This is a genomic window from Streptomyces murinus (assembly GCF_002154555.1).
Lineage (GTDB): Bacteria > Actinomycetota > Actinomycetes > Streptomycetales > Streptomycetaceae > Streptomyces > Streptomyces murinus.
Map to the genome: position 1 here is coordinate 1 of NZ_MUNF01000713.1, position 1,767 is coordinate 1,767.

1 protein-coding gene and 3 tRNA genes are annotated in these 1,767 nt (G+C 70.9%); all 4 read right to left on the minus strand.

The window, feature by feature from the left end:
• Positions 1-42: 42 nt before the first annotated feature.
• Positions 43-116, minus strand: a tRNA-Phe gene (locus CCN72_RS33610).
• Positions 117-140: 24 nt separating this feature from the next.
• Positions 141-215 (minus strand) — tRNA-Asp (locus CCN72_RS33615).
• Positions 216-254: 39 nt separating this feature from the next.
• Positions 255-327, minus strand: a tRNA-Glu gene (locus tag CCN72_RS33620).
• Positions 328-407: 80 nt separating this feature from the next.
• Positions 408-1,767 (minus strand): metallophosphoesterase family protein (locus tag CCN72_RS33625; RefSeq protein ID WP_244174609.1); only part of this gene is annotated, 1,360 nt, incomplete at its 5' end.

Here is a 1,767-nt window from a genome sequence, read left to right on the forward strand (position 1 = left end):
ACAACCCGAAGGCCCCGTTCGTCGAACGGGGCCTTCGGGTTGTGGCTGGGGCCGGGGTCGAACCGGCGACCTATCGCTTTTCAGGCGATCGCTCGTACCAACTGAGCTACCCAGCCACGAGGTTTCACGTGAAACCTCAGCGGTCCTGACGGGATTTGAACCCGCGGCCTCCACCTTGACAGGGTGGCGAGCACTCCAAACTGCTCCACAGGACCAAGCTGTTTGCGTGCAACAGTGTCGCACACGGTCTTGCGTGCCCCCAACGGGATTCGAACCCGTGCTACCGCCTTGAAAGGGCGGCGTCCTAGGCCGCTAGACGATGAGGGCTATCGGCCCGCCTGGGCGCTTCTCAGCGCGTCGGGGACGTGAGAAGCATATGGGATGGCGAGGGGGATCGCCAAAACGGTTTACGGGCGGCGTGCGGAGCCCCCGTTCCCGGAGGGCGAAGGGGCGGTCGACGGGGGTGTCACGGCGGGCCGGTTGTCGTCCGCCAGATGGCGGCTGACCTCGGCCGTCGTCAGTCCGAGGCCGCCCAGCCGGATCGCGTCCCACGCCTGGAGCCGATGGCTGTCGCGGTCGAAGTAGAGCACCGACGCCTCGATCGGCGCGGGGTACTTCCCCTCCACCGCGCGCAGCCCGCTGCCCCCGGTCGAGCCCTCCATCCGCAGCCGCGTCCCGTACGGCAGCTTCTCGTCCCCCTCGTGGTGCAGATGCCCGCACAGCACCAGCGGCACCTCCCCGTCCGTCTCCCGCGCCGCCACCGGCTCATGCGTGATCGCCACGTCCACCGGTGTCCCCGCGGCCCGCTGGGAGCGCAGCGCGCTGTCCAGCCGGTCGCCCGCCAGCCGCTCGGCGGCGTCACCGCCCGGCACCACCGCGCGGTCCGGGGTGAACTGCGGATCGCCGATGCCCGCGAAGCGCAGCCCGCCCACCGTCCGCGCCCGACCGTCGTCCAGCACCCGGACGTTCTTCATGCGCTCCAGATAGCGCTGGGTGGTCCGGGAGTCGTGGTTGCCCCGCACCCAGACGTACGGCACGCCCAGCTGGGCGATCGGGTCCAGGAAGCCGTTCTCCGCCGCCGTGCCGTGGTCCATCGTGTCGCCGGAGTCCACGATCACATTCACCTTGTACTGCTTCACCAGCGAGGCGATGATCTTCCAGCTCGCCGGGTTCAGATGGATGTCCGAGACGTGCAGGACCCGGATGGTGGAGGGGTCCGGCTGGTAGGTCGGCAGCGTGGACGTGACGTCGTACAGCTTGGTCACGTTCGTCACCAGGCGGGCCAACTCCTGCTGGTAGACGTCGAAGTCGCTGACGATGCCGCGCGCGTTGCCGATCACCGAGGGCGCGGAGGACAGCAGTCCGGAGAACCTCGGCTCCAGTACCGACTTGGGGTTCCAGGTGGCGTACGCGGAGACGCCCGAGGCGGCCAGCAGCGCGAGGGCGAGCCCGCCGGCCGTGAGCGCGCGGCGCGGGCGCCCTCGGCTTCGCTGTCTACCGGCGCCCGCGCCGCGCGCGTTGCCGATCACCGAGGGCGCGGAGGACAGCAGTCCGGAGAACCTCGGCTCCAGTACCGACTTGGGGTTCCAGGTGGCGTACGCGGAGACGCCCGAGGCGGCCAGCAGCGCGAGGGCGAGCCCGCCGGCCGTGAGCGCGCGGCGCGGGCGCCGGTAGACAGCGAAGCCGAGGGCGCCCGCGCCGACCACCACGGCGACGCCGGAGCGCACGGCGAGGTCGAGGGTGCCGTGCTCCACGTCGTGGACCACC